Here is a 6,172-nt window from a genome sequence, read left to right on the forward strand (position 1 = left end):
GCCATTGGCGGTCGAACTGCGCGAGGCGATCGACCGCGGCGCACTCGATGTGCACTATCAGCCGATCGTCAGCCTCACCGAGGGCGGCGGCAAGGCGGTCGGTGTGGAGGCGCTGCTGCGCTGGTCGTCGAGTGCGCAGCCGGATGTCACCACCGAGGGACTGATCCGGGTCGCCGAGGAGTACGACCTCATCGCCGATCTGGACGAGTTGGTCTTGCGCCGGGCCTGCGCTGATGCGGCCCGGCTGCAGGAGACCTTCGCGGAATTGGATCTGACGCTGAATGTGAACGTCAGTGGCTTGGAACTGGCCGAGACCGGTTACGCGGATCGCGTCGCGGGGATTCTGGCGAGTACCGGGTGGCCCGCCGACCAGCTGGTACTCGAGGTGACCGAGAGCGAGCTGGCCGCCGAATCCCAGACCGCCATCGGCAATCTGCACACGCTGCGCGAGCGCGGTGTTCGCATTGCCATCGACGATTTCGGCACCGGGTACTCCTCGCTGAGTCGTCTGGCCACACTGCCCAGTGACATCCTCAAGGTCGACCAGTCCTTTGTCGCCGCGATCCGCTCGGATTCGCCAGCACCGCCGCTGCTCGGCGTGATCGCCGCGCTCAGCAGCGCGCTGGATCTGCAGGTCATCGCGGAGGGGGTGGAGACCGAATACCAGGCCGCCGTGCTCACCGAACTCGGTTTCGCGCTGGCCCAGGGGTACCACTACAGCGATTCGCATCCGGTTTCGGAACTGATCACCGATCTGAATGAGCACCAGGGGCGGGTTGGGCCTGGGGTCAGTGATCGAGAACTCGGTGATGGGGATTTGCATGCGGCCAATGGGTGGCTGCCCCTCGGTTGAGTTGGGAACGTGATGGGTTGGCGGGGTGTGCGGTATCTCCGGTGGGTGAGCCTTTCCCGCACCCGGTTCAGAAACTGATCGCCGATCGGGGGAGTCGGGCAGGGGTAACCGGGAACTCAGCGGGGTGAGTTGCATACCGCCAACGGGGTGGCTGCCCGTCGGGTAGGGCTCTGCAGGACGGTGTCGAGGTCGCCCCGCGGGCCCTGGCTTGGCGTCACTGCCTGTCGTATAGAGGCTCTGCAGGGGTGCTCGATGGGGCCGGTACGGAGCTGTTGGTGATCAGTTGCCCGACAGGGCGTAGTTGCGTCGGACTGCAGCGCCCGAAGGTTGGCGCGGGAAAATCGCTTGACGGGATGCCGTCGGGTGATCGAGCATCACAGCATGCGCTTGCTCTTCTACGGCAGTTGAACCGCTGAGTCGCTGCGCGCCCGGCTGACGGGGCGCACCGACAAATACGGTATTCGTGGGCTCACGGTACGAGCGGTCCTGTTCAAAGGCATCGGTGAGCTGATTCCGCTGTATGCGCTGTACGCGGTGCTATTCGCTGATCACGGACTGAGTACCGGGCAGATCTCGTCACTGCTGGCGATCTGGTCGGCGACGGCATTCCTGCTCGAGGTGCCCTCCGGTGCCTGGGCCGATACGGTGTCGCGGCGTGGCCTGCTGGTCTCCAGCGGTGTGCTGCTGACCGCCGGTTTCACCTTGTGGACCGTATTGCCGACCTATCTGGGCTTCGCGCTCGGCTTCCTGCTCTGGGGTACTTCGGGTGCGCTCGTTTCGGGAACCTTCGAGGCGTTGCTCTACGACGAACTCGTGGCCCACGGTGCGCGGCAGGCATATCCACAGATCATCGGATATGCCAGGGCCGCATCGGAAGCGGCGATCGTCATTGCGATCGTTGCCGCGACGCCGCTCTACGTTTGGGGTGGCTATCCGCTGCTGGGTTGGTCCAGCGTGCTCTTCGCAGCGGTACACACGCTGATCGCGTTATCGCTGCCGAGTGCGCCGAAGGCGGTTTCCGCGGCCGATGTCGAGGAGCTGGAAGATGATGCGGTCGAGGGTGATTCGTCATCGGGGCAGCAGCCGGCTGGTGGTACTCGGGTAGCGGCTGAGGTGACCGCCGCTGCGCGACGGGCGCGGGTACTCGGCCCCGCTGGGCAGTCGGACGAGGACGGCTCGATCAACTCATCCATCGCACGCCAACGAGTGGACAGCGCCGACCCCGCGGTTACGGCGACATCGATCGGTCCGGTGGCGCGCAAGTCGACACTGCCTCGGTTGGTCCCCACTGAGCACGAAGGTTGTGACGATCGTGCGCCAGCGGCAGCTGGTGGAACTGCCACATCGGATTGCGACGAGTCTGTATCCAGACCATTCGTGACATACCTGAGCATGCTGCGAACCGGCGTCGGGGAGGCGATTCGGGTGCGTGCCGTGCGCAATGGCGTCATGCTCGGCGCGCTGTTGTTCGGAATCACCGCGTTCGACGAATACTTCGCCCTGCTGGCCGCGGAAGTGGGTGTCGCAACCGCCATCGTGCCGCTACTGGTAGGGATCACGGTGCTCGGCTCACTGATCGGCTCCGTGCTCGCCGGTCGCACCGAAGCGATATCGGCGCGGACCATGGCCCGCGCGGTCGGCATCGCCGGTGTGCTGTTCCTCGGCGGCGCCCTGATCTCGGGCCTCGCCGTCCGCTGGCCCGCCGCGGTGTACGTACTCGCGGTGCTCGGCTTCACCGCGATCGGCGCGTCCTACGGCATCATCTACAACGCAACCGTCGTAGCAGGCGCCCGCCTCCAGGACGCAATCGAAGGCCCCGCCCGCGCCACAGTAACCTCGGTATCCGGCCTGGCCTCCGAGGTAGTAGCCCTGGCAGTCTTCGGCTTCACCGCCGTAGCCACCATGTGGTTCTCGATGTCCACCACGGTGGCCCTACTGGGTGCCCTCCTCCTGGCCATAGCCCTCCTAACCCCCTCCTGGCTCCCCCAACGCACCAATTGACCCACTACGAACTGCCGGGTAGCTGGGTGGCGGCGAATTCGGCTTGGGTGCTTGCGGTTTCGATGATGTGGGCGCCGATCTCTTCGGTGTAGACCGCCAGCATGAGGACCGTGCGGTGGCAGCCATCGCGTCCATTCTGGACTGGGCGCATATCGTCTGCAACAACGGCTGGACCGCATGGGTCGACGGCCGCGCCGTCGAACCCCTCGCACGGCCCGGCGCACCCTGGACCCCCACCGGCAACAGGCGCGCCTGATGCCTCGGTCAGGAGTTCGGGGACCCCTGTGCCGGCGTGCGAGTCAGCTGGGCCGGGGTTTCGGGTTCGGTGGCTGGTGAGCTGGTTTTGTGTTCGGTTGTGGTGTCTGGGGTTTCTTGTTGCGCGGCGGCTTTGTCGGGGCGGGGTGCGGGCCCGGTTTTCGTGGTTGCCGGGGCGAATACCTTGGCTGCGACATCTTGCTTGGGTCGGGTCTTCGACCATGGTGTTCGCCGCAGTTCGTGGCCGCTGAGCGTCCGGCATGGCGATGGCCGCGCATGATTCCAGGACGAGACCGAGGTCATCGGCATTGACATCGGCGCGCAGGCGTCCGGAAGCGTGCGCCCGCCGCACCAGTTCCTCGGTGATCTCTCCCGAATGCACGACATCCGGGAGGATCGACTCGTCCGGGGTGAAGGTGCCCGCCAGGTGCACGGCCAACGAGTGCACATCGGCGTCGACCACACGTTCCAGGAATCCGACCAGACCGCGCCAGCCGTCCGAATCCGCCAGTGCCGCACCGGCTTCGGCGTTATAGCGGCGCAGACCCTCGTGACAGAGGGTGCGCAACCCTTTGTAACCTCGCGCAGCAGCGCGCGCGGGTCAGGAGCATCAAGTTCGCGAGCGGGTGGCGACGATGACCGCGACGAAGGTGAGGGTGCAGCCGATTGCCGCGGTGCTGGATAGTCCGGCGCCGGTTGGAGTCAGGATGTCCAAGCTGATGGAGGCGAGGAGTTGGCCTGCCACCGAGGTGAGGCCGAGCAGCAGGACGCCGATCCAGCGAACGGTCAGGGCGGCCAGGGCGATAAAGGCGACACCGATCAGTCCGCCGAGGTAGAGCCACGGTTCGCTGGGGAATTCGATGGGCCGGCCACTGCCGACGAGGACGGCGGCTTCGATGGCGAACAGGGCCGCGGTGCCGATGCCGAAGTTCACCAGGGTCGCGGAGAAGGGGCCGCCCACCGTGCCGACGCGCCCATTGACGGCTTGCTGCCAGGCCAGCCCGATCCCGGCCAGCGCGGGCAGGATGACCAGCAGTGTGGTGGGGCCGGTGCGCAGCCAGTCGGGAACCGCGGCGGATCCGGCCGGTGCGCCGGAGCGGCCCGTCGCGGCGAGAGCCACCGCCGCGATGGCCAATGCGGCACCACAAATACGCGCCACCGTGATCGGGGTGCGGCCGTGCGGGGCCAATCCGAGCCGGTCCACCACCAGGCTGCTCAGCAATTGACCGCTGACCGTGGCGACGGTGAATGCGGTGACACCGATCGCGGCCACCGTAAGTCCCTGGCACGCAACGAAGAACGCACCGAACAGCCCGCCGAGCAACTGCCATGGACGCAGCACACCGCTCGACAGCGCCGCCCGAACCCGCCCCAGCCCAGCACGCAGCCGCCGACTGCACGCGAACGCGATCAGCAAAACCGCCAGCCCGAGACCGAAACTGATGCAGGCAGCCGCGATCCCATCCTGCAGCCGCGCCCCCAGCGCACCATTGATCCGGCCCTGCACGGCCACCCCGGCCCCAATACAGAACCCGAAGGCCAACCCCACCTTCGCCCGCACCGCCACCCCCGCACCGTACCGCCACTACCTCAACCACCGGCCGAGCCACAACACATCACGATCGCCGTGCCACCCGACCCGCCCACGCTTGCCGCACATCCAGTGACTGCCTCGCACAGCCTGTGCGAGGCAATCACGTGGTTTGCGCGAGCCTTGGTTGTGCCCGGCCTCCACGTCGGAAGAAACGGGGTTCTCGGTTGTTGTGGAGCGAAAGCTGTTCTGGGGATTTGCGTTTCAGGTCGTTGAGACGCACCGGGGAAGTCTGCTGACCTGGTGTGATACTCGCGCGGTTCCGGTCGGCATAAGTGTGGTCGGCCGGAACCACCACACGCGGTTCAGCCGAGCTTGCGCGACCGCAGCTCGTGTCCCTTGGAGGTTCTGCACCGACCGGATTCCAGATCCCACTGCCAGCCGTGCAAATTGCAGGTGAGCGTTTTGCCCTCGACCACGCCGAATTTCGACAGATCCGCCTTCAGATGCGGGCAGCGCCGCTGCACTTCCCATCCGGCCAATTCCGTCGACGCGGAATCGTCGTGCGCCTCGGCGAACCAGCCGTCCGCGTAGGCGATCCGCTCATCGGTGAGGCATTTGAAGAACGTGTAGAGGAATTCGTTGTAGCCGCCGATCCGCCACGCCTGGAAGCGGGTGGACAGGAAGATGGTGTTCACCCAGTCCGGCTCCTCATCGCGCAGCACGGTCCGCACCAACTCCGGCGCGATCCGGAAACCGTAGCGGTACTTGCCTTCTCCCTCGATCGGCGCGCGCACCACGCGGTTGGGGAAGTCCAGCACCACGGTTTCCTCGCCGATGACCAGGCCGACGGGGTATCCGATGCCATCGCAGATCAGATCGCTCTGCTTCATGATCGGCTCGAACAGCGCCTGCAACTGTTCCAGCAATCGCTCGTCACCTATTGCCCACGAAGCCTTTTCGGCCGCGAGCACCGGCGCGAGACGCTGCGCCATGAGCTCGATATATTCGGCCTTGTTGTCGTAGATCAGGCCCGGCTCGAACGGATGGGTCAGCGACAGTTCCGCACCGCGGACTTCGGCGACCGAACCCGGGATCATCAAGATCCCGCCCTCGTTGCCGTGGATCTTCATCTGCTCCAGGAACACCATCTGATCCGGGAAGATATTGCCCTCGTCGCCGCGATCGTCATTGAGGTAGCGCAGCTCATCGTCGAGGAAGACCGGCGGACCGGCCGAGGGGACGACCCAGGTGGCACCGACCTGTTCGATATAGCTGCGGGCGCGATCCATACCGCGCTGACGCTTCTGCTTGCCGAAGTTCGACTTGGTGCGGTTCGGAATGTCGTAGACCATCGGGTACCAGATCGCGCCCGAGTACTGCAGCAGATGGATATCGACGTGCCCGAACGCGTCGTGCAGCACATCCATATCGACCGGACGGGCATCGTTCATGTTGAAACACTTTACATAGCTCCTGTTTTTAAACAATACTGACAAATGAGTCATATTTTAAATTTTATAATTCTATTT

General features: G+C 65.2%; 4 protein-coding genes and 1 pseudogene. 2 read left to right on the top strand and 3 right to left on the bottom strand.

What is annotated here, in order from left to right; all coding sequences use genetic code 11:
• Positions 1 to 853 (top strand): EAL domain-containing protein (locus tag ABZW16_RS42675; protein ID WP_354961868.1); only part of this gene is annotated, 853 nt, incomplete at its 5' end.
• A 516-nt stretch (positions 854 to 1,369) separates the two neighbouring features.
• Positions 1,370 to 2,854, top strand: coding sequence for an MFS transporter (locus ABZW16_RS42680; protein ID WP_354961871.1), 1,485 nt, complete (start codon positions 1,370 to 1,372; stop codon positions 2,852 to 2,854).
• Between the two features lie 4 nt (positions 2,855 to 2,858).
• Here ABZW16_RS42680 and ABZW16_RS42685 read toward each other — a convergent pair whose 3' ends face one another.
• The 3 genes and pseudogenes from ABZW16_RS42685 to ABZW16_RS42695 all read right to left on the bottom strand — a co-directional run.
• Positions 2,859 to 3,677, bottom strand: a complete 819-nt coding sequence (locus tag ABZW16_RS42685) for a hypothetical protein (protein WP_354961869.1) — start codon at positions 3,675 to 3,677, stop codon at positions 2,859 to 2,861.
• 42 nt (positions 3,678 to 3,719) lie between these two features.
• Positions 3,720 to 4,676 (bottom strand): DMT family transporter, encoded by a 957-nt coding sequence (locus tag ABZW16_RS42690; protein WP_354961870.1) that lies wholly within the window; start codon positions 4,674 to 4,676, stop codon positions 3,720 to 3,722.
• Positions 4,677 to 5,005: 329 nt separating this feature from the next.
• Positions 5,006 to 6,103 (bottom strand): annotated as a pseudogene (locus ABZW16_RS42695) (Rieske 2Fe-2S domain-containing protein); the annotation flags it as partial.
• Positions 6,104 to 6,172 lie beyond the last annotated feature (69 nt).

Source organism: Nocardia sp. NPDC004604 (assembly GCF_040609795.1).
In the GTDB taxonomy this organism is placed as follows: Bacteria; Actinomycetota; Actinomycetes; order Mycobacteriales; family Mycobacteriaceae; genus Nocardia.